15 protein-coding genes are annotated in these 22,135 nt (G+C 54.2%); 9 read left to right on the forward strand and 6 right to left on the reverse strand.

The features are described from left to right. The first annotated feature begins 28 nt into the window (after positions 1–28). From R3C20_15825 to R3C20_15845, 5 genes are all read left to right on the forward strand, one after another. Positions 29–151: a hypothetical protein gene (locus R3C20_15825; protein ID MEZ6041971.1), complete on the forward strand. Its 123-nt coding sequence runs from the start codon at positions 29–31 to the stop codon at positions 149–151. A 307-nt stretch (positions 152–458) separates the two neighbouring features. Further along, complete coding sequence (locus R3C20_15830) at positions 459–1,193, forward strand: hypothetical protein (GenBank protein MEZ6041972.1); 735 nt, start codon at positions 459–461, stop codon at positions 1,191–1,193. A gap of 156 nt (positions 1,194–1,349) precedes the next feature. Beyond that, positions 1,350–2,351, forward strand: a complete 1,002-nt coding sequence (locus R3C20_15835) for a DUF3299 domain-containing protein (protein ID MEZ6041973.1) — start codon at positions 1,350–1,352, stop codon at positions 2,349–2,351. 17 nt (positions 2,352–2,368) lie between these two features. Next, positions 2,369–3,586 carry a hypothetical protein gene (locus R3C20_15840; protein MEZ6041974.1) on the forward strand — a complete coding sequence of 406 codons (1,218 nt, stop codon included), beginning with the start codon at positions 2,369–2,371 and terminating at the stop codon, positions 3,584–3,586. Next, positions 3,561–4,112 carry a hypothetical protein gene (locus tag R3C20_15845; protein ID MEZ6041975.1) on the forward strand — a complete coding sequence of 184 codons (552 nt, stop codon included), beginning with the start codon at positions 3,561–3,563 and terminating at the stop codon, positions 4,110–4,112. The genes R3C20_15840 and R3C20_15845 overlap by 26 nt, the downstream gene beginning before the upstream one ends. 3 nt (positions 4,113–4,115) lie before the next feature. On the opposite strand, the gene R3C20_15850 is transcribed toward R3C20_15845, so the two are convergent. Then, on the reverse strand, positions 4,116–5,453 hold the full coding sequence (locus tag R3C20_15850) for a serine/threonine-protein kinase (GenBank protein ID MEZ6041976.1): 1,338 nt from the start codon (positions 5,451–5,453) through the stop codon (positions 4,116–4,118). Between the two features lie 304 nt (positions 5,454–5,757). Between R3C20_15850 and R3C20_15855 the strand changes: the two genes are divergently transcribed. The 4 genes from R3C20_15855 to R3C20_15870 all read left to right on the forward strand — a co-directional run bounded on the left by R3C20_15855 (position 5,758) and on the right by R3C20_15870 (position 13,874). Then, the gene (locus R3C20_15855) at positions 5,758–10,524 is read left to right on the forward strand and encodes an FG-GAP-like repeat-containing protein (protein MEZ6041977.1); all 4,767 of its coding nucleotides are present in this window, start codon (positions 5,758–5,760) and stop codon (positions 10,522–10,524) included. Positions 10,525–10,708: 184 nt separating this feature from the next. Further along, positions 10,709–11,320, forward strand: a complete 612-nt coding sequence (locus R3C20_15860; protein MEZ6041978.1) for a hypothetical protein — start codon at positions 10,709–10,711, stop codon at positions 11,318–11,320. A 200-nt stretch (positions 11,321–11,520) separates the two neighbouring features. After that, entirely contained in the window at positions 11,521–12,240 is a 720-nt protein-coding gene (locus R3C20_15865) for a head GIN domain-containing protein (GenBank protein MEZ6041979.1), read from the forward strand. Between the two features lie 152 nt (positions 12,241–12,392). Continuing rightward, on the forward strand, positions 12,393–13,874 hold the full coding sequence (locus R3C20_15870) for a DUF1501 domain-containing protein (GenBank protein MEZ6041980.1): 1,482 nt from the start codon (positions 12,393–12,395) through the stop codon (positions 13,872–13,874). Between the two features lie 76 nt (positions 13,875–13,950). On the opposite strand, the gene R3C20_15875 is transcribed toward R3C20_15870, so the two are convergent. The 5 genes from R3C20_15875 to R3C20_15895 all read right to left on the reverse strand — a co-directional run bounded on the left by R3C20_15875 (position 13,951) and on the right by R3C20_15895 (position 21,678). After that, positions 13,951–17,247, reverse strand: coding sequence for a TlpA disulfide reductase family protein (locus R3C20_15875; GenBank protein ID MEZ6041981.1), 3,297 nt, complete (start codon positions 17,245–17,247; stop codon positions 13,951–13,953). A gap of 119 nt (positions 17,248–17,366) precedes the next feature. Next, on the reverse strand, positions 17,367–18,509 hold the full coding sequence (gene mtnA, locus R3C20_15880; GenBank protein MEZ6041982.1) for an S-methyl-5-thioribose-1-phosphate isomerase: 1,143 nt from the start codon (positions 18,507–18,509) through the stop codon (positions 17,367–17,369). A 132-nt stretch (positions 18,510–18,641) separates the two neighbouring features. Next, on the reverse strand, positions 18,642–20,258 hold the full coding sequence (locus R3C20_15885; protein ID MEZ6041983.1) for an arylsulfatase: 1,617 nt from the start codon (positions 20,256–20,258) through the stop codon (positions 18,642–18,644). Between the two features lie 970 nt (positions 20,259–21,228). Next, positions 21,229–21,393 carry a hypothetical protein gene (locus R3C20_15890; GenBank protein ID MEZ6041984.1) on the reverse strand — a complete coding sequence of 55 codons (165 nt, stop codon included), beginning with the start codon at positions 21,391–21,393 and terminating at the stop codon, positions 21,229–21,231. Positions 21,394–21,474: 81 nt separating this feature from the next. Then, positions 21,475–21,678 carry a hypothetical protein gene (locus R3C20_15895; protein ID MEZ6041985.1) on the reverse strand — a complete coding sequence of 68 codons (204 nt, stop codon included), beginning with the start codon at positions 21,676–21,678 and terminating at the stop codon, positions 21,475–21,477. Positions 21,679–22,135 lie beyond the last annotated feature (457 nt).

Raw genomic sequence — 22,135 nt, forward strand, 5'->3', positions numbered from 1 at the left:
TTACTCGTGTCTTCAGGGATTTCCCCCCATGTCTCAAAGCTCTGACCCTACTATCTATGACGGCCTGATGTTTGTCTCCCTTGGCGCTATCATCACAGCCATCATCTTCCTGACCCTGGCACTGGACAACTACCACTGGTCCGCAAGCTAATTGCCGTTGGAAGATTCAGGGACAGATTTCAGAGGACAGATAAAGACCGAGTCCGCCACGTCTGATCGAATGATCAGCAGTGGCGGATTCGGTTTTTTTCGTTTTATGCTGAAAACGAATGTTGTTCAGAATGCAGAAGGACTGATCCCCTGCCCGTTGAATTCGCTCGGCTGCTTCTCTTTTTGCGCCTAAGGTTTCGCGAATGTGGACCTGTCATCGTACAATCCACCACCAACCGGGAGAATGTACGGGTCTGGTTGTGGCATTGGTGTGTCTTTATGTGCAGGTGATTTTCGGGTTCAAGATCATGTCTAATTCTGTCGCTGCGCAGCCAAATACTCTGGTTTCTTCTGAAAACAGGCAGGCCGTCTGGGGAAAGACTGAGGGTTCTGACGATTTTGAGTATGTGCCAATTTCGCCATGGGCTCCCATTTCGCTGGTGATGGGAGCAATGGCGGTGTCTGGTTTCTTCGGTATCTACGGACTTGTCGTGGCGTTGTTTGCCTCGATTGTTGGTCTCACGGCCGTTCTGAAGATTCGTCAGTCGATCGAGCCAGTGACAGGCCAGTGGATGGCTGTCGTCGGTACTCTTGTTGCCGTCCTGTCTCTGACTTTGGGTACTGGCAAGATGGCCATGGCCTATTCGACAGAATGTCCGGATGGATTTCAGAGAGTGAATTTTTCCAGAGAGATTTCGGACAAGCAGTTCATCTATCTTGGATCAAAGCGGAAGCTTCACCCGGATGTATTGCCATTGGTGGATCAGAAGATCTTCCTGAAGGGTTTTATGTGGCAGACGAAAAGCAGTTCCGGATTGACAGAATTCACATTGCTGAAGGATAACGGTGAATGCTGTTTTGGCGGAAAAGCACAACCCTACGATATGATGAATGTGGTGCTTTCCAAAGGAACTTCCACCGACGCGTACACCAGCATGGTTGCCGTGGCTGGTACTCTGCGAGTCAATCTGGATGCCGGTGAGGATGAAGCGGTTTACATCATCGAGGACGCCACGGTAGGTGAGGCACAAACAGGGTTCTAATGCAGCATGACTTCGGGTTTGGGAGGCATCAGGCGGCTATTCCGCCGACTTTCCTTTGAATTCCCGCGTTATGCATCGAAGAATACTTTGCTTGCGACCTCGGTTGATGATGGCAGAGCAGGGAGGATGACAGGTGTGGCGATGGGATATTCCAAAATGAAAAAATGGCTACGCCCTGACAATCGGAAATTCAGCTTTCCTGCTGTCACATGCTGGTTTGTACTGGTGCTGGGGTGTAGCGACAGCTCTGAAAACTACGTCGATTACGCAAGCACCGCATCTGAGAACGTCCTGATTCAGGAATCGACCGACGTAGACCCTGATGACTCATTGACGTCCGCCGCTGAGGGAAAGGATGAGTCGCCGACAGCGCCATCCACCGACAGTCAGGAAATCGAACAGCCAGTCCCGGCGACTGAGGAGAACGTCATTGGGGCTGAGAAGGTCACTGCAGCTGATGAGGCCACTGCGGCTGATGAGGGCGGCAATACCAGCACCGAAACGTCGACGGATGGATCTGAGGGCAGCTTGGCGTCGGCTCAGCGTTCTGGTGAATCTGACAACGAAAACGTGGTAGAGTCCGAATCGGGCTCGGGAATTCAGCAAACCAGCGGGGTTCCGGAGCGAATGGGTGGTGGGGTGATCCCCGGTGCAGTGATCCCTGGCGCAGTGATCACCGGTGCAGAACTGCTGGGATCCGAAACTCCCGCGGAGCCACTTCCCATTCAACTTCTGATTCCGCACAAGACATTCCGCAAAGAGCGAGGCAGCAATGCACTGCGAGTGACCTACGACGATATTGACTTGCTCAAGGTGCTGAATATGGAACCCGTGCCGGTCGATGCCGTAGAGCATTTTCCGGAATGGTTGAGTTCACTGGATGGGCAGCGCATTCGCATCCGTGGATTCATGTTCCCGACGTTTCAGGCGACGGGAGTTGTCCACTTTACGCTGGCTAGGGACAATGGCATTTGTTGTTTCGTGCGGAAGCCAAAGATTTACGATATCATTGAGGTGTCACTGACCGAAGGAGCGGAAACTGACTACATCGAAGGGAAGCCCTTCGACGTTGAGGGTGTGTTTCACATTGAACCGATCGTGAATGAGATGGAACTCTTCGGTCTGTTTCGAATTGATGACGCGCGAGTGCTTCGGTAGCGTCAGGGGTGAATCCAATGAAGAGTTCCGCTTTCGCAATAGCGTCCCTGTCTTGCCTTGTTCTGTCCGGGGCCACCGCGACTGCTGCGTGGCTGTGCCCTTTTTGTGACGCGCCGTCGCTGTCCATGGCCGAACAGCTTCAGATGTCCGATCACGTATTGCTTGGCAAATGGCTGGGCGGAGATAAACCGACAGAGACCAAAGCGGGGTCATCACAATTCAGGATTGTTCAGGTCAGCAAGTCTGTTGGTCAGCGATTTGCAGTGGGGCAGACCATTGAACTTCCGCAGTATATCGCCGGCGACAAAGCAGCCTTGTATTCATTGATGGGGCCGGACGCCCAACTTCTGGACTGGCAGGTCCCGACTCAGATTTCGCAATCCGGATGGGACTACCTTTCGCAGATTCCCGCTCCGGTCACTGACCCTGAGGCTCAAACGGAACGCCTTGCCTTTGCGATTGAATTCCTGGAACACCCGGACCTGATGATTTCGAACGACGCCTATGCGGAATTCGCTGCTGCTCCGTACGAAGTGATTACACCATTGAAGGATCGGCTGCCGCGCGAGAAGCTTCGCCAGTGGCTGATGGATCCGAAGACATCAGCGACGCGCATCGGGCTTTACGGGCTGTTGCTGGGACTCTGCGGCACTGATGACGACGCAGCCGCTATGGAACAGAAAATTGTCGTACCCGACACCGATTTCCGTCTTGGAATCGAAGGCGTAATGTCCGGGTATCTGCTGATTCGAGGTGAGGCGGGTCTGAAGGTTCTGGAAGACACGAAAATGCTGTCGAAGACATGCCGCAACCCGGAGGGTGAAGAGATCAAACTTCCCTTCAGCGAAACGTATGCCTCCATGCAGGCGCTTCGATTCATGTGGACCTACGAACCAGACCGCCTTCCAAAAGACAGGCTGAAGCAATCCATGCGTCTGCTGTTGCCTCGCGTTGAAATGACGGACCTGGTGATTGCGGATCTGGCACGGTGGAAAGACTGGGATGTGCAGGATCAATTGATGGAAATGTACGATGATCCGAAATTCAATATTCCGGCCATCAAAAGAGCCATCGTTAAGTTCTTGTATTATTGCAGTCAGGACAAACCAGCGGTCGCCGATGGACAGGACCCCGTGAATCCACCGCACGCTGTGAAAGCTGCTGCACATCTGGCAGAACTTGAGAAGAAAGATCCAAAGACAGTCAGCGATGCCAAGCGTTACCTCATTCGTTAAACGTGGTCTTATTCTGATGGTGATCGTCTGTGGTGCAGCGAATCACGCTGCTGCAGAAGTGACTGATTCCGCCGATACGGGCTTCACGATCCGACACCATCAGCAAGTTGCCGTGGAGCCAGCCGAAGCGTACCGACACTTTGTTCGCGTGGGCTCCTGGTGGAGCTCCGCACATACGTATTCAGGCGACGCGACCAATATGACAATTGACGACAAGCCGGGCGGAGCGTTTCTGGAGAAGCTACCCGGCGGTGGATTCGTTGAGCATATGAAGGTTATTTTTGCCAATCCCGGAAAGAAGATTCGTTTATCCGGCGGTCTGGGTCCTCTGCAGGAATACCCGGTCAACGGTGTCATGACTGTCACGTTTACAAAGAACGACCGTGGAACGGGCATTGACATGACTTACCGTGTCGGCGGCTCTGTTTCCGGTGGATTAATGAGCTGGAGCTCCCCGGTCGATCAAATGCTTGCTGAACAGTTCGCAAGTCTGAAAGAACAGATCACCACACCCGATGCGCGATGAGTCTCAATTGTCACCAACGAGTGTAGCCTCGGGCTCTTCCAGGGCAGGATTCTGCCTGTTTTCGACTGACGTAAGTCCGATGGTTTCTGTCTGATCTGTAGCGGCCGAAGGAAGCTTCGCCTGGTGTTCACGCCACCATCGCTCAGCCGACTCCCATCCCCAATTCTGACACTGCGTGCAGTTTTCGAGTGCAGTCAGTAACTCTCTCGGTGTCCGATATCTGTCATCGGGCTTCTTATTCAGGCACTTCATAATGACGGCAGACAAGTCTGCTGGCACCTTCACCCCAATATCTTCGAAGGCAGGCGCCGGCGTTGTGCCGTGAGCGACAACCAGCAACACAGGGTTGCGTTCATCAAATGGAGGGTGCCCTGTCAGCAGAAAGTAGGCAACGCAACCCAGAGAATATAAGTCGCCACGACAATCGGAATTCTGACCACGTGCCTGTTCGGGACACATATAGCGGGGGGATCCCTGCAATTGCTGCCTGGTATTTCGAATATCGAAACCTTCTTCAGAGGCTGGTCGGACGAGTCCAAAATCGAGTAGTTTTGCGACATCGTACATGTGGCCCCGCTCCGTCAGAAAGATATTGCTGGGCTTGATATCGCGATGCACAAGTCCGTTTAACGCAGCTTCGTGCAGTGAACCGCAAATCTGCTTCAGGATGAAGACAACTCTGTCAGCGGGTTGCGGACCGAACTGATCCACCAGCTGTCGCAGATTCAAGCCTCGCAGGTATTCCATGGCATAATAGAACGTACCGGACTCTGTTCTTCCGTAGTCATACACCTGAATGGTATTCCAGTGTGTCAGCTGGGCCGTTGCTTTCACCTCACGTTCGAAGCATTCCAGAAGGTGAGGGCTTTCAGCGCGATCGCGTCGAACGAGCTTCACGGCGCACAGTCTCTTGAGCAGGCGGTGTTCTGCCAGATAGACATCACCCATACCTCCCGTCCCCAACAGCTCCTTCAGCTTGTACGGGCCCATATCTTCCTGTAATCGCAGTCGAAGACTGAGCTGCCGATTAATGAGACATCCATAAATGGCAAATCCGAATCCGACGGTCAGAATCGCGATGTTTTGAGAAAAGAACGTCAGCAGAGCCGGAGCCCTGCCTCCGGAAAGATGGATTTTCTGATCCAGAATCCACTCTGCTGTAACACCGGCGATCAGAATGCTCCCGAGGAACATGAGGTGTTTCCACGGCGACATCAAATCGGCTGGTGCCTGAGGAGCTTTCACCGCCGCCATCGACTGCGCAAACGATTCCACAACCTGCGGCAACGGGGCCGCGTTGTCAATCTCATATCGATCGGATGAAGTGATGGGTTCAGGCACGCCTGCTTACCAAGACGGAAGAATTGGTGTTTCTGATGACAACTGTCACCGGATGCCGGGGATGTGTACACCATCAGAAGCATAGTTCGGCCTCGACGTTCAAATCTCAAATACACGGCTCACTACGGAGTAATACCAGGGGCGATTTCCTCCTTTCGAGTTCACTTCCTGCGGGTAAGGTGAGTCATGGCGTCGACAGCGACGGGCAGAATCTTCGCTGCATCGCTCGAATGCAGAAAACGTTTCTGCGATCATGCCTGTCTGGCCTGTATTCGACTCACCTTGTTCCCTTCGGAAGTCTGCCATGCCCGCGTGCTGTCCCCGCCTGACCACATCCTCAATTGTTTCCTGCCTTTTGACGATTGCACTGAACAATTCCGCGCTGGCGGATGATCACCGGCTGGACGAGTTCCAACGCGTCGAACTTTCGGACATCTATTTTTCCGAGGGTGCTGGCGCCGGAGACATCAACGGTGATGGGCACGGTGACGCGGTTTACGGGCCGCACTGGTATGAGGGCCCGGCGTTTGAAAAGAAGCACGAGATTTATCCGGCTGTCCCGCAGAACATGAAGGGCTATGCGGATCACTTCTTTCACTGGGTTTATGACTTCGATGGTGATGGCAACAATGACGTTCTGACCGCTGGCTTCCCCGGCACTCCCGGCTACGTGTATCGCAATCCCGGTCGAAACAACCTGGATTCGCTCTGGGAAAAATTCACCGTAGCGGATCAGGTCAGCAATGAAGCTCCACAGTTCGCCGATATCACGGGCGATGGAATTCCCGAACTGATCTGCACGCGGGACGGGCATTACGGTTACTACCTTCCTGCCGCTGGCAAGCCGCTGGAAGCCTGGACCTTCCACAGCATCAGCGCCGCGACGGCCCCCAAGCCGTTTGGTCATGGTCTGGGCGTCGGCGATGTCAACGGCGACGGACGTATGGACATGCTGGCTCGCGATGGATGGTTCGAACAGCCAGCAAAAGTTACAGCCAACGAAAACTGGGCGTTCCACAAACACGAATTTGCGCGAGCGTCGGCGGACATGTTTGCTTACGATGTCGATGGTGACGGCGACAACGACATCATCACCAGCCTGTCCGCTCACGATTACGGTCTCGCGTGGTTTGAGAACACCGGCAAAGGCGCTGGCGACGAAATCGGTTTTACTCGCCACCTGTTGATGGGCGACAAGGCAGAAGACAGTCCGTACGGACTGTTGTTCACCGAACTTCACGCCGTGCAACTGGCCGACATCAATGGCGACGGCCTGAAAGATATCATCACCGGCAAAACGTACTGGTCGCATCACACGCAAAGCCCGATGTGGGATGCCGGTGCGGTTGTGTACTGGTTTGAGCTTCACCGCAACGGTGACGGCACTGTCGATTTCATTCCGCACAAAGCCGATGGCGAAGCGGGTATCGGTCGCGGGCTGACAGTGATGGACATCAACAACGATGGTCTGCTGGACATCATCACTGGTGGCATGAAGGGTGGCAATGTTCTGATTCACACTCAAAAAGAAGTCAGTCACGAAGAATACGAATTAGCGCAGCCGCGGAAGACCGTTGCCATGGCCGAAGGTCTTGAACCCGAAGCCGCCGCCGCCCATATGACCGTGCCGCCGGGATTCAAAGTCCAGCTGGCCGCCGGCGAACCAACCGTCCATCAGCCGGTCGCGATGTGTTTCGATGCCAGAGGGCGCGTCTGGATTGCGGAAGCTCACACATATCCTTTGCGAGCTGAAAATGGTCAGGGCAAGGACAAGATTCTGATTCTGGAGGATACCGATGGCGACGGTACGCTGGATAAGTCAAAGGTCTTTATCGAAGGACTCAATCTTGTTAGTGGTCTGGAAGTGGGTTTCGGTGGCGTTTACGTGGGAGCTGCTCCGTACCTGATGTTCATCCCCGACATCGACGGCAACGATATTCCGGATGGTCAGCAGGGAGGTCTAATCACGGCGTCAGCATCTGCCGCGCTGGAGACAATGAACGGTATCTCGCAGGCAAACCTTCAGTTTCCCGGCGATGTGCCCAAAGGCGCGATCGTTCTGCGAGACGGTTTTGGATGGCATGACACTCACGAAACGCTCAACGCATTCATCTGGGGCCCCGATGGCTGGCTCTACGGTTGCCACGGTGTCTTCACCCACTCGAAAGTGGGTCGACCGGGCGAATCCGACCAGCAGCGTATCCCCATGAACTGCGCGGTGTGGCGCTATCACCCCACGAAAGACATCTTCGAAACCTTTGCCAATGGAACCAGTAATCCCTGGGGCGTCGATTTCAATGATCGCGGTCAGGCATTTATCACGGCATGCGTTATCCCGCATCTGTGGCACATGGTTCAGGGAGGCAGATATCATCGGCAGGGTGGTCGTCACTTTAACGAATACACCTACGACGACATCAAGACTATTGCTGACCATGCTCACTATGTTGGCAACATTCGCGACCATGCCTGGTGGGGCCACGAACCCAAAGCAGCAGGCGGCACTTCCGAAGCAGGCGGCGGACACGCTCACGCCGGAGGCATGATCTATCTGGGCGACAACTGGCCCGATCAGCACCGCAATCAGATCTTCTTTAACAACATCCACGGGAATCGCATCAACAACGATCTGCTGGAAAAGATCGAAGGCCAATCCGGCTACGTCGGACACCATGGCCAGGACTTTCTATTCGCTAACGACCACTACTATCGCGGCATCAACCTGCGTTACAACCACGATGGTACGGTATATCTGATCGACTGGTACGACAAGAACGCGTGCCATCGCACCAATCCGGAAATCTGGGATCGCACGAACGGCCGCGTGTATCGAGTCAGCTATGGCGACGTCAAAGCCAATTCTGTGGACGTTGCCAGCTGGAACGAATCGCAACTGCTGGCGGCTCATGAACACAAGAACGAATGGTTTGTACGGATGGCCCGCAAGACGCTGATGCACAAAGGCTGTTCGAAGGAAGGAATCGCAGCCATCAAAGCGGGGGCGGCCAACGCGGAACTTACCGTTGAGCAGCGACTCCGATACCTGTGGACACTGAATGCTCTGGACTCTTTTACCGAGGACTTTGCCGACGAACTCCTTCTCGATAAGGACGAATACATCCGAGCGTGGACCATTCAGCTTCAACTGGAAGATTTCCAGGTTTCTGAAGAGCTGATGGAAAAATTTCAGGTCATGGCGGCGTTTGAGAATTCGGCTGTCGTCCGCATGTACCTGTCATCTGCCCTGCAGCGCTTGCCGCTCGAAAGTCGCTGGCTGCTTGCGAAGAATCTGGCTGCTCACGCAGAAGACGCGGATGATCACAATATCCCTCTGCTCTTGTGGTATGGCATCGAACCTCTTGTGCCAACAGATGCCAAACGAGCTATGGAACTGGCTTTGCAAACAAAAATTCCACTGCTGCAGCGGTACATCGTACGGCGAGCATCTGTCCAAAACGACACGATCGCTCCGGTCGTAGCTGCACTGAACACCGCCAGTGCCGAAACACAGCGGCTGATCATGGACGAAATGCTGGCGTCGTTTGAAGGTCGGGTCGGCATTCCCATGCCCGAAGCATGGCAGGCCGCTTATGATCGCCTGAATAAGAGTGGTCAGCAGGATCTGGCTGACAAGGCAGATCAGCTGGCGATTCTCTTTGGCGATCAGCGCGTGTATCCGAAAATGCGAGCTCTGCTGGCGGACGCCTCGCAGAACGTCAAACGTCGTCGTCAGGCACTGGATGTGCTGGTGCGAGGTCAGGACAAATCGGCCGCCGGAGTACTGCTTGGCGACTCCGTCCTGAAAGATACAGAACTGCAGGGCGCGGCTGTCCGAGCATTGGCGACGCTGGCCGACGCAAAGAACGACGATGTGCCAGCGACGTTGCTGGCGGCCTATCCGTCATTCAGCGAGGCCACTCGCAAAGATGTTGTCAGCACGCTGGTGTCTCGGCCCGCATGGACGACCGCTCTGCTGAATTCCATTGGCAAGGGCGACGTTCCCAGCAGCGAACTGCACGCTTATCATGTGCGACAGATTCTGGCATTCAATAATTCGGCTCTGAATGAGCTGCTGAAAAAGAACTGGGGCGAAATACGCGAATCCAGCGAAGACAAGAAGCAGCAGGTCATCGAATGGAAACAGCAACTCACGCCCAAAGCCCTGAAAGCCGCGCATCTGGGGAACGGTCGCCGCGTCTTTGCGAAAACCTGTCAAAACTGCCATCGCCTGTTTGGAACCGGCGGTGACATTGGTCCGGACATCACAGGTTCTAACCGATCCAACCTGGACTACATCCTGGAAAACATCCTGGACCCAAGTGCCGTTGTCGGTCGTGATTATCAAATGACAGTGGTGGCTTTGACAGACGGTCGTGTCATTAGTGGCCTTTTGAAGCAGGAAACCGACAGCGCACTGACCATTCAAACCATCAACGATAAAGTCGTCGTGCCGAAAGCGGATATCGATGAACGCGCTCTTTCGAACGTGTCGATGATGCCCGAAGGGCAGCTCAAGACTCTTACGAAAGAAGAAGCTCGGGATCTGATCGCGTATCTGGCCAGCCCGACTCAGGTTACGATGTCCGGACCGCCGTCTGACATCGATCCAAAGACGGGGCGGGTGTCCGGAGCCATTGAAGGTGAAAGTATGAAGATCATCGGCAAGACCGGCGGAACTACCCGCAACCAGGCCATGGGCAACTTCAAAGCGGATCGCTGGAGCGGAAATGATCATCTGTGGTGGACCGGCGCAAAACCAGGCGACACATTGTCGCTTGAGTTACCCGTGGAAGCCGATGGCGTCTACAACGTTGAGCTCGTCTTCACCAAAGCCAAAGACTACGGTACGGCAAAGATCAGCATCGACGACCAGGTGCTCGAAGGAAGTGTGGATTTCTTCAACGATCCCGACGTAATCACCACCGGGGTGCTGAGCTATTCCAACATTCGCCTGACGAAAGGCAACCACAAACTGAATCTGCAGATCACCGGAGCCAACGAAAAAGCAGTCAAAGCCTACATGGTTGCGATCGATTACGTCAGATTGACAGAAAATCCATCTGACAAGTAGCCTGCCAACAGCTCGGCGGGGCATTGATTCATGTATCCCATTGATTCAGGTATCCCATTGATTCAGGTATCTAATAGCCAAACCGTGCCCGCTTCGCAGAACATCTCCCGTTGTTAATGAATCGACATCGTGCCTGCCGGGTCCGTTCGTTTCCGAGTCCGAGTCTTTGAATTGAGTCTCACCAATGAATTCGGGGTCAATCGATGGCAAGAAGGTCACACTTGGCGGCTGGATTGCTCAGCATGTGATTGTCTTTGTGATTTGTATCGTGTTTCCCGGCATTGTGACGGGGATGGCCCCGGCCAGCTGGATCTGCTTCGAACGCATAGACGGTGAAGTTCGTTGCACAGCAAAGACGTGCATGTACTTTGTTGTCCCCTTCAAAACGCAGAAGATTCAACCGGCCAGAGAAATCACGAAAAGGGAACGCGCGGGTGGGACCCAACGAAAACGTGAATTCGGTCGAACAACCAACAAGACCGTCTCCGTCGACGGCGAAGGCTTTTTGCAGGTTCATGGGCCGGGTGATCAGTTCATCGAAGTGAGCGTTTCACCCGCCAGCCTCGATAGCGTTGTTGAAAAGGCCAGGGCGTTTGTAAGTTCTTCAGAACCTGAGTCGCAAACACTCTTCGCAATCGCCAACTGGAAATTCGGCGCGCTGATGGGCGGATGCCTGACGGTGTTGACTGTGCTTTATGTCGTTGGCTATTCGCTCGCTTTATTCCTCGGAATCTTCAAAGGTCTGCGGCGTTTGCTTTCGATTGGTGTTTCGCCAGACACTCTCGAGGGCGAGTGACAAGCAGAAGTGCAGTCAAAGAACGTTTCGGGTTAGTTCAACGATTCTGAACAGGCGTGTTTCGACCAGAATCGAGAGATTCGACCGAATCCATGCCAGGAATTCAAAGACTTTGGCGAATCGTTCATTCGCGGACGTCATTTCGCCGGAATCAGGCAGGACTTCTGACCTGCCGTTGCAACATCTGAAGAACAACCTCTATGCACACGCCACATCCTTCTGTGATCCCTTCTTGCTCATCGTTACTAATGCTGATTGGAGGTTGTGCACTTGCAACTCCTGCTGTCCCCGGATCAGGGACAGCCAGAACGGAAGTCAGGGATCTGAAGGACTTCGATCGAGTCGAAATTGCCATTCCAGTGGAAATTGAAATCCGAAAGGCTGACAGCTTCCTGGTAGAACTGACGCTCGATGATAACCTCCTGCCTCTGGTCGATTCGACGGTGACGGATGGCTTGCTGAAGGTCTCTTCGAAGGAAAACCTGGCCGTCAAGGCACCTTCGAAGCTTGTGATTTCTGCTCCGGTGATATCAAGCGTCGCCCTGGCCGGGGCGATTGATGGCCGGATTGATGAATTGGGTGGTGACAATGTCAAACTGAGTTTGGCCGGGTCCACAGATATCAGCGTGGGGCTGCAGGCAAAGGACTGCAGAATCAGTATTGCAGGTTCAGGAAAGGTTTCAGCCACGGGGACGTGCGAGCAGTTGAATATCTCCATCGCGGGCAGTGGCACCGTGCACACGGAAGAGGTTCCGGCAGATGGTGTCGATGTTTCGGTGTCAGGTTCAGGTGATGTCTTTGTGCAGGCGACTCAAAAGCTGAAAGTGTCCATTGCCGGCAGCGGTCGAGTCCGTTATGTCGGAGAACCAGAGATCACGCAAAAAGTCGCCGGAAGTGGCGAAGTCTCACGCATCGAATGAGTCCAACGCCAACGGTCGTTTGGTTTTCCTGCAGATTCGGACGATAATCGGTGACCCTGCTTTAAGCTGTCGCTGAGGACTGTTCGATGGTTGCACAACATACTTGCCCTGTCTCAAATCCTGTGTTTTCGGCTGCGCCATCACCGAATACAGTGGCTTCACGTCGTTCATTCCTTGAATCGGCAATGGGATTCGGCAGTGTCGCAGCAGCAGCCATGTTGTTCGAAGACGCTGTCGCTGACGGATCAGTTCAGGATATTGGTCCCTATGATCGTCCGGGCAACGGTTCGCATCTGACAGTACTGCACCACCCGGCCAAAGCGAAGCGAGTGATCCAGTTGTTTATGGCAGGGGCAGCCAGTCACATCGATCTTTGGGATTACAAGCCTCAACTGGAACAGCACCACGGAAAGCCATCCGATTTTGGTGAGCACGTCGAAGCCTTTCAGAATGGACTCGGTCCGTGGATGAAGTCGCCATTTCCATTTCGTCCATACGGTGGATGTGGCAAGTTCCTCAGCGACGCTGTTGCTCCGCTGGGAGACTGCGTCGACGATATCGCTTTTATTCACAACCTGGTCGGAAAGACAGGCGTCCATAGTCAGGCAACATACCTGCAGGCCACCGGATTTGACAGGCCTGGCTTCCCAAGTGTCGGTGCATGGGTGAGTTATGCACTGGGATCGATACGGCAGAATCTTCCCACATTTGTCGTGCTGCCGGATCATCGCGGCTTTGCCAGCAACGGTCCCAAAAACTGGAGCTCTGCATTTCTTCCCGCAACTCACCAGGGCACGATGATCTTTCCACAGCGAGCCAATCCAATCGCCGACCTTCGACCCGAGCTTGAATTCGCGACAAAATCGGCGGACCGCGACGGTTTCGCGCTGCTCCGACAGATGAATCATCAGTATCAGCAGCTACGCCCGGGTGACAGCCGACTGGAAGCTCGACTGAGGTCCTATGAACTTGCCGCTCAAATGCAATTGACTGCACCTGAGGCATTCGATTTGTCACAGGAAACAGAACAGACTCTGAAGTCCTATGGACTGGATCGTGCAGGTACGGAATGGCCAGCGGAAATCAATATCCCGGAAGAAGCCGAGTACTTCGGGAGAAAATGCCTGATCGCACGGCGACTAATCGAACGTGGAGTACGATTTATTCAAATCTGGTCCGGAAACGACAATGGCTTCCCACGCCGCAACTGGGACAGTCATGAAGACATTGAACGGGATCATCGACCGCTGGCGACAGGAATGGCTGTTGGTACCGCAGCCCTGATCAAAGACCTGAAACAACGTGGCCTGCTTGATGACACACTTATCCTGTGGACAACCGAGTTTGGCCGAATGCCGTCAACGCAGGGCAGCAAAGGCCGCGATCACAATCCGTATGTGTTCACCAACTGGCTTTGCGGTGGTGGTGTTCGGGGAGGCGTAACTTACGGTCCTTCCGATGAATGGGGCTACAAACCGCTTGATCGCAGTCAGCCGACGCAGGTTTACGATATTCATGCTACGGTGCTGCACCAATTGGGCATCGACCATCAGCGGCTGACTGTTCGTCATGACGGCATTGACAGGCGATTGACTGACGTGCACGGCCATGTGATTCACGATATTCTTGGGTGAAAGCTGCCCCAGCCTGCCAGCAGAGCTCCGGATTGGAGTCACCGTGCAATGCCTGACTTTGCTTTGGGTGCGATGTCTATGGATTGATTCGGGGCATATTCGGCTTTGCAGGGGAGGCGCCGGAAGCTTGCCGTTTCCACGTTCCGTTCAGGATCTTCTCGACAATCTGACGCAGTTCGGCTGCTGCTCCCGGTTGATAACCAACCTTCACGGCTTCGACAAATCCATCCGGGCCGATAATGATCGTACAGGGAATCCCGGACACGCCATAGATCGTCGCACCGATACCATTGCGGTCCAGTAACGTAGTCGGTGCCAGATTTCGGTCTGCCAGAAACTTCGAAACGGTCGCAGGTTTCTCTTTCAGATTGACCGCCACCAGCATTACTTTTTCCGGGGCGAATTCCGATGTCGCTCGTACATATTCGGGCATGATTTTTGTGCACGGTCCACACCATGATGCCCAGAAATCGAGGATCAGCACTTTCCCCGAATGGTCGGACAATCGGAACGGAGAACCATCCAGCATCGGTAGCGACAGGTCCGGTGCAGGTTCTCCAACAAGTTCCATCACCTGCTCATCTGTTGTCGGCATTTGCCATTTCGGGTCCGGGGCGTGATGAAGGTCCCATGCTGTGTAGCTGGCGAAGTTTTCATCGGAATTCCATTGGCCGGAGAAGATCTCGCGAATGCTGCCCGATGGAATTTGACAGTTGCCGAGCATGCTGGATGTTCCCGTCAGCGCGGTGTCATCCATCTGACCAGGAATCAGACTCATCGCCAGCCCCTGGTCCATGACAATCTGAATCGCATGCTCATCCTTCACAAGCGTTGCGCCTGTCACCTGCTCACTGGTCCCATCACTGCCCATTGCCCCGCTCGGAATATCCGGCGGAGGCGTCAGCCAGATGATGGAAGCGATACGATGCCGTTCAATCTGCAGTGTTTCCTGCTGAGATTCGAATCGCACAAAGGTCTCATCGGCATTGATCAGGTGACCGCGAAGCAGATCACCATTCGGAGACATCAACACGTGCGTTGCAGGTGCTTCAGATCGGAATCTGGGAACGGTCAGCGTGATGGCCTTTGCATCGTCGTCGATGAAGTGCCGGATTGAGTTCCCGACGGTATCTCGAATCTGAAGATTGCTCAGTCTGACAAACGTCTCGCCCTCGATCGGGTTTGGACTTACTCTGTTTCCATTTGCGCGAACTGCGTTCGGAGGTTGAATACCGGAGCTGCGGCGTCGGTTGATCACACTCGCTCTCACCAGCAATGCGCGGGACGTTCGATCGATACTGTCCATCTCGAACGATTGAGCGACCTGGCCGTTCACAGATACTCTCAGCTTGTTGCCCTGCCGGAAGATGGTGATACGAGCCTTCATCGCGGGCAGCTTGATCTCTGTGTCCACATCATCTGCTCTGCGACGTCCATCAACCGATCCATCCATCACCATGATGGTGTTGTCGCGAATCGCAAAGGCGATTGCAGGGCCGCCTGGTTGGTTACTTGGGATCTGAGTGAACAGATTCAGAAGGACGTTGGCAGAAACATTCTCGGTCCATGAAAGGGAAAATTCGACAACGTCACCATTCAGAATGGAGGCGTGCCCGATGGCTTCGGAAGCTCGGAAAGTAACGTGGTCCGGTTTCAGATCCGGGCTGCCGACAATGCGTCTCCAGTTGGGATCTGAGAATCCGCCGCCGCTTTTCTTTGGCTGCTTTGGATTTGCAAGCTCAATGGCTCGAACGACCCCGGCATCCACTTCGACGGCGTCAAAGAATGGGGAAGAAAGCTGAATTTTCTGAGATGTACACTGCAAAACGCGGCAGGGAATGACATCGTTGTTTCGCAGGTAGATAACGTCCGGAAAGGCATCCGCGTCATAATCAGACTCATTCCCTTTGCGGCCTGCAAGAATTCGGGCGGGCTGGCCCGAACGCAGACGGACCGCATTGCGACCACCCGGCGGCGTCCAAAGAATCGGGTGCGTGGGATGGTTATCGATGGTTAACGATCCTGGAAGAGTTCCATCTGCAAAGAAAAGCCGGTCCGGCAACGGTTGCTCCGTGCCTGTTGCCGGAAGTCGAATTCGTTGAATGGATTCGATCGACGATATGATGGGGTCGATACTGTTGAGGGTTTGAACAGTGATGGTTTTTTCGTCGGCTTTCATCCATTCGCCGGAAATTAATTCTCCGTTGCTCCACGTAGCTGCGATCTGGCTGACGGACCTTTCCGGCACATTGGCATAATGGCTGACGATCCCCTGGATCTCGGAGACTTTGACAGGTTGTTTGCCGTCGTCGGTGATCAGGATTGCCTGATCCGGTGTGCCGACGATGGCCTGCAATTGTCCATAGTACGACATGCCATTCGTCAGGTGAATGCGGCTGAATTCAGGTTTGACACCTTCGAAATTGCTTCCATCCCATTGCGACACCGTGAGATGTTCGATTGAAAGATCGTGAGATCCGTTGCGGATCAGCAATCCTGGATTGCCTGGCGACGAATTCCTGGTGTCAAGTTCGGCGAGTTGCTGACCACTTTCTGAATAAACGATCATTCGATGAGCAACGTGATCGACAAAGAGCATCAGGTGCAGCCGACGAGTGTTGTTTTCCAGCCGGCGAACTTCTTTGAAAACATCATTGCTTACCGCAACCAGTGTCTGATCCCAGACCTCCAGTCTTAAGCTGGAGTCCGTGTTGCTGCCAAGAGAAAAAACAAACGAAGGGCATTCCGTGGAAGTCAGAATCAATTCGACTTCATAGCGATCCGGAAGCTGCAGCGGCCGAAACATGACCGCGTCTGCTCTGGTCGTTGTCACATGTCCGCCGCGTTCTTCGACCCAGCCTGGTGGTTCTGTCCATGAGGAAATCAGCGGATGTCGCCAGCCGGTTAAACCTGACGGTCCGGCATACAATAAGCTGGCGTTTGCTGGCTGCGAGTCCTGTGATCCTGAATGAACCAGTCTCATCTGTTTGCGTAACAATTTCACGAGCCCATGACGATCCGTCTGAAGATAGAATTCGTCTTCTGTTATCCCCGTCAGCACTCCCGCCAGAACGTCACCATTCCGCATCTGAAAGACATGCATGCCGGGCGGAATGGATTGCCGTTCCTGTTGTGGCCAGGTCACGGATGCCAGATCCGCAAGCTGGATCTGCATCGGTTGCTCAAAGAGGAGTGACTGCCAGGACAGTGTCTCCTTATCTGCTGTAACAAGCTTTCCGGGAAGATTGTCTCCGCTGACCCAGTGCAAGACCGGATCATCCGCGCGACATGGCCCCCGTCCGATCATCAGCGCGATGAGCAGTAACTGGACTGGCAGAATCGTGAATGAAAACGAGCGGATGAACGACAACACGAATCGCCTGCGAATTAAGCAGTGATGAGGACACAAGTCGGCGACCGTTCGGGGTCCGGCTATTGTTTTGCAGATGGGGCGGAGAGCACGTTTCGCTGGGAGACCGGCGGGCAACTTAGTCATGACTTCCCCAGAAGCGATGCAATGTTCTGTGTTGTTGGAGAATGAATCACGCCGCGTTCTGTGATCAATGCTGTAATCAGCGACGCCGGTGTTACGTCGAACGCCGGGTTGTAAACGGCGGCTTCCATCGGCGCTGTGATTCGGCCAAATCCACAGCGAATCTCATCGGCCGACCGTTGTTCGATGGGAATCAGACTTCCATCCGGAATGTTGAAATCAAATGTGCTCGATGGCGCCGCGACGTAAAACGGAATGCCATGATGTTTCGCAAGGACGGCCACCCCGTACGTCCCAATCTTGTTGGCCGCATCACCGTTTGCCGCAATTCGATCAGCCCCGGTGATCACCGCCTGAATTCGCCCTTCTTTCATCACTTGTGCCGCCATGTTATCGCAAATCACGGTCACGGGAATTTGTCGGCGAGACAATTCCCACGCCGTCAGACGACTCCCCTGCAACAGCGGACGCGTCTCATCTGCAAAGACGTGCAGTCGTTTTCCGGCCCGATGGGCAGAATAGATCACGGACAAAGCCGTACCGTCGCCTGCTGTGGCCAATGCTCCGGCATTGCAGTGAGTCAGAATGGAGGCGGATTCGGGCAGCAACGCCGCACCGTGTTCGCCCATCTGCCGACACATTTGAACGTCTTCCTGATGGATACGTTTTGCTTCTGCAAGCAGTCCGTCATGGATCTCGGCGGGCGGCAGATCATGAAGTGATGCCGCATGCCGCTCCATTCGATCCAGTGCCCAGAATAAATTGACGGCCGTCGGTCGACTTGTTGCGAGAAAATGACTGACCTGCTTCAGACTGTTTGCAAATTCATCGGCGGTTCCGTGTCGGTGAGGTTGTGTTCCGACGACGACACCATAGGCCGCAGCCACCCCGATGGCCGGAGCTCCTCGAACTCGCAACACCTTGATTGCATCCCAGACAACTTCCACTGTGGGGCAGGAGATTTCCTGAAAAACCTCGGGAAGCAATGTCTGATCAATCATCCACAGCACACCGGATTCTGCATCGCCCTTCCAGTGAAGCGTCTGAAAATCGGAACCGGATTTGTCGTCGTTCATCGGATTACCATTCTGCCGCGCCACGACACGGTCCTGCGTTGCACCGAGATCACAGGGCACGGTCATTACCTTGCATGTCGCATTGGATTTGCCGGACTAAGAATTCCGGACGGAGATCTTCGGACAATAACTGACCTTCAGCGGGATCGAACATTTGCTGATCAGCTGAAGGGCAACGGGACAAAATGCAGACGTCCGTTACTGAGCGGACTGCGCCTGAAATTGTTCAGACAATTCGTTCCATCGCCGTTCCAGCTGCGTCACTTTTTCCGGATGGGCAGTTGCCAGATTAGTGGATTCCCCACGATCTTTGCTCAGGTCGTACAGTTCCCAGGGTTCGCCATTGGAAGCGACGATCTTCCAGTCCCCAAGTCTCAAAGCTCGATGATTGTCGTGGCACCACCAGAGTTCTTCATGCGTAACGGTTCCATCCTCTTTGAAAAGGGGCACCAGACTGTGACCGGGCGCTTTGGGGACGGGTTCGCCCTGCCATTCTTCCGGGGCTCTTGTACCGGCAACGTCCAGAACTGTCGGGACGATATCAATCAGGTGTCCCGGGGTATGACGCAATTCGCCTCTGGAGGTGATTCCTTTGGGCCAGTGAGCGATCAGCTCTGTTGAAATGCCACCTTCGTGCACCCAGGTTTTGTGTCGACGATGGGGAGTGTTGGCAAGGCTTGAAAAGCCAGGCCCCAGGCAGAGAAAGGTCTCGCCGGATCCCATCGGAGCGTCGGGATTGTGGCTGTCTCCTCGCACCATGATTTCAGCACTGGCCCCGTTGTCCGAGGCAAACAGAATCAGTGTGTTCTCGAAGGCATTCATCTGTTTCAGTTGACTGATCACGCGACCAATCTCCTGATCCATTCGGTCGACCATGGCAGCATGGATCGCCATTTTTGTTGCCTGAAACTCCTGCTGGGTTTCGGTGAGTTCATTCCACGGCAGAGGACGAAAGATTTCGCCGGGTCCCAGCTTGTCCAGATCTTTCGGGAAATCATAAGGTGGACCCAGTTCGCGTTCCATTTGAGGTGGATCGTGGTGAATGATTCCAAGGTCTTTCATGCGCTGTCCGCGTGACTGCTGAGCTTTGTTCCATCCCTGCAGATAGGTCGTGCGATACTTATCAATATCTTCCTGTAACGCGTGAAGAGGAAAATGGGGCGACGTAAACGCGATGTAACTCAGGAATGGCCGATCCGGGTGTTCAGATGCATGTTCCTGGAGACACTCAATGGCATGATTGGCGATATGCGTTGTGGCATAGTAATTTGTTCCGCGTTCCACCGGAGGCAGCTTTTGATCATCCTGTGTGTGGCGCTTGGGATAAAAGAACCGATCATGATCTTCCAGTGAATAAGAACGATCGAATCCCCCATCCAGCTGCTTCCCGTCGATGTGCCATTTGCCGGAATGATACGATCGATACCCGGCTGACTTCAGCAAAGCCGGAAGCAGCGGTGCCCATGCTGGCCGCTGTCCCTGTCCGCCACGGCGTCCTGTTCCAAAATGAGCGTCCCGCCGGACCTGTTGCGCGTAGTAGCCGGTCATAATCACGGCCCGCGATGGCCAGCAGCGGGCCGTATTGTAGAACTGGGTGAATCGCAGGCCATTGGCGGCCAGTGAATCAAGATTGGGTGTTTGAATTTCTCCGCCATAGCAGCCGGCATCCGAATAGCCCATATCGTCCGCCAGTATCACGATAATGTTGGGGCGGGCGGCAGAATCGTCGGAAGCCGCTTTAGCGACTGGAGTTGCCGCCAGACAGGCCAGGAGGGCCAGAATGAATCCTGCACTTATCGGTTGCACCAGGTTCATTTGGTGCAACAGCCATGGTGCTCTTCTCCGTGGAGTTATTGGGACACGCGTTCTTAACTCTTTCGGGGCGGTGAACATGAGTTTTGCTGATTCCTGACTGGCGATACCGTCTGCGAAAAAAGGGCCAAAGGACCGGGGCGGCAACCCCATGGCGCTCCTCTGGCTGGCACGAACAGGAAGGTCCCGTTCACTCATCATTCTACGGTCCTGCGGCAACCGGACACAACCAGGGAGAATTCTGATCATGGCACGAAACAGGAAACGCCAGGCGACGAAGGTGTTTGGTGTTGTGATTTGATTACAGCTGGTACGCGACCGTGGACGGCAGACGGACCAGACGTGCTCGGTCAGAACCTCGCGGTTTTTCACGAACGATTGCGATACCACCCGTTCTCATCGGTATCGCTGCGTACCCAGGCCAAGCTTTAGTCGCTTGGATTCTAGCCGCCATCATTGAGGGGGCACGCCGTGGAACTTCCTGTTCAGTGCAGCGGGCGACCGACTTGTCTTCAAATTGTTGGGTGGACCATCTATTGAACCACCTCTGGCTTCCGGGCTGGCTTGCAGTAGCATTGAATCCTGAGGTGGGGTGATGCGATTGGCGTCGCGGCATTTGGTGAATTGGTCGACGGCGTCCAGCCAAAGTTCAGCCGACAAATTCAGTCTGCCCAGAATCGGTAGAGTGCTCTCTCGAGCAGCGCCCCATTTGCCGAGCTTCAACTGGCGGCCCGTCTGTCGAGAAGCTCCAGATGCTGCGGCAACGACATGATGAGACACCGCCTTTGCTGGATGCTCGGCGAATCGGACATTTCTCGCGAACCTACTTTCTCTTCAGCTCAAGTTCTACCGGAGTAAGCCATCCAGCCTATTGGCGGTGTTCGATCCGCACACCCTCTGCATCTACCGTGAAAACGTCGTCGGCTGTTTTCAGATCGGCAATGCGTCCAGGAGCACTCGTGAAGTCGCTCTTCTAGGGAGTCGCCGCGAGTCCCGCTCGAACGGGATTCAGACCCACATACGCCATGCACGCTGCGATCGCCGCTTCGTTGGGAAGCACGGTGGCCTTGAAACGCACTAACCACGAAATGCTCGACAGCCGAGCCCGAGGTTCGAGCAGCATTTTTCCATCGGCCATCAGGTGAGAGAATTGAGATTTTGTTACAGAGGCCTCCGCCAAAGAACCAGCCTGGCTGCAACGCTGAGGTAACGGCGTCCACTACCGACGAGCCACCTCTTCGTCCGACCAATCTTTCGCAACATCCGACCGACTTCTCAGGATGAGATGCAGATGATTGGACATCATCGAAAGACAAAGGACGTCCACGTCAAAGATTCCGGCCAGAAACTCCAGCTGTTGCTCCGGGATGCCCCCAATTCTCCGCGAATTGAAGGACGCTCCACCAAGAAGTGAAAGCTTCAATGAATATTTAGAATTTCCAACCCATAGTGAATCGCTAGTTACGCGTTATTCCTCGGCCAAGCGATTCGTAGGGTGAATCGCTACATGTTTCTGCCGCAAACGAATGCTGTTCGAACGTTGAGAGCCTGCGGACCTTCATTGTATCCGCGGTAACTGAGTCTGCGGGCTTGTAAACTATTGCCCGTACGGTACTCTGGGTGCGTGACTGATAAGTCCCCACATTAACAGAGCCACTGCTGAACATTTTGTCAGGTGTTTGGCAATGCAGTGCATTCGCCTCTGCATACCTTGATGCCTACTTGGCAGTACAGAAGTACATCCATATGGCGAATACTAGCCGAATTTCACGACGCAGAGATTGGGAAAACGCGGGCTCAACAGTTCTCGGAGTTTAAACCTTGGAAGTGACAGCAGACACCACAGACCCGACTTTCTCGATTCATGCTGAGTTGGTGGG

It is taken from the genome of Planctomycetaceae bacterium (assembly GCA_041398825.1).
Taxonomy (GTDB): domain Bacteria; phylum Planctomycetota; class Planctomycetia; order Planctomycetales; family Planctomycetaceae; genus F1-80-MAGs062.